Annotated in this window: 2 protein-coding genes; both read left to right on the forward strand. The window is 40.8% G+C overall.

Going from position 1 to position 1,232, the window contains the following annotated elements; all coding sequences use genetic code 11:
- The coding region (locus tag GNF10_RS36955) for a WD40 repeat domain-containing protein (RefSeq protein ID WP_185607499.1) at window positions 1-615 on the forward strand (615 nt) is incomplete at its 5' end.
- A gap of 178 nt (window positions 616-793) precedes the next feature.
- Window positions 794-1,232 (forward strand): hypothetical protein (locus GNF10_RS36960; RefSeq protein WP_221644711.1); only part of this gene is annotated, 439 nt, incomplete at its 3' end.

Raw genomic sequence — 1,232 nt, forward strand, 5'->3', positions numbered from 1 at the left:
GTTGCGATTAGTTCAGATGGTAGATTGATTGCTAGTGGCAGTGACGATGGCACAATCAAGCTTTGGGATTTACACACGCTTAAGCTGCTTGATACCATTACTGCACACTCAGGATTTGTGAGTAAAGTTGCATTTAGCCCTGATATGCAAACCCTTGTAAGTGCTGGGGGTGGCGATGATAATACAATTAGGCTGATTGATTTACAAACCAAAAAAACACGCCATATTCTCAAAGGACACAAAACCGGAGTTGATGCTATTGCCATTACTCCAGATAGCAAAAAGCTTGTTAGTGGTAGTTTTGGTCAGCTAGTTTCTCGAAATCGTGCGATTAGTACCCTAAAGTTATGGAATCTTCAAACTGGAAAACTGCTGCATGAGTTTACTGATAATTTTAATTCAGTTGAATCTCTTGCCATCAGCCCCGATGGAAAAATTCTGATTTGCGGCAATTATGATGGCAGTATTAAACTGTGGAGCTTAGAGACTTTAAAGCCGTTGCATACATTTCAAGATGGTTCCAGTTCGGTTTTAGGGCTTGCTTTGAGTTTGGATGGTAAAACCCTCGTTAGTAGCAATGAGGATAGCATTATACATATTTGGCAAATTAAATAACTGCATTTGCGCTATTTTGGGTGAATGGGAACTCCTAAAAGGAGAAGCTGGTTACAAATACAGAACTTAACTTTAACTATCGATATTCTCGCTCAAAAAGTACGACTAATTTCAAAGTAAAATTTTCACTAGTTTTTAGAGTTGCTAAGGAAACCCAGAATAAAGGTAGTATCTGAAGATGATGGAATCTCCAAGAAGTTATTACGATGCTGAGTTTGGACAGATGACATTGGAAGATAACTACTGGACTTTAGCACAATGTGCTGTTTTGGGCGATCGCCGTGTACGGATTTGTGTGGATTTTGAACAGGGGCAAATTGGGGAACTTTCATTGCTTCAGCGTGAAGCTATTCGGCAGGCTTTAGCCTTGCCACCCGATGTGTTACGCATCACTGCTCCTGTTGTGCTGCAAAATTATGATGTATATCGTGACATGATTGGAGATGAGTCAATGCCTGTGTTGGCTAATCCCATTCAGGTCTGGGATCAGGTCACTTTCTCATATATCTATGTGGATTATGACCTAGATATTGCTACCTTTAAGTTGATAGCTGAGTGTGACTGGGAGCCAGAACACGGCTTAGAAGTACGCTTTCGCAATGGAGTAGCAGACGATG

This window comes from Nostoc sp. UCD121 (genome assembly GCF_014222285.1).
Lineage (GTDB): Bacteria > Cyanobacteriota > Cyanobacteriia > Cyanobacteriales > Nostocaceae > Nostoc.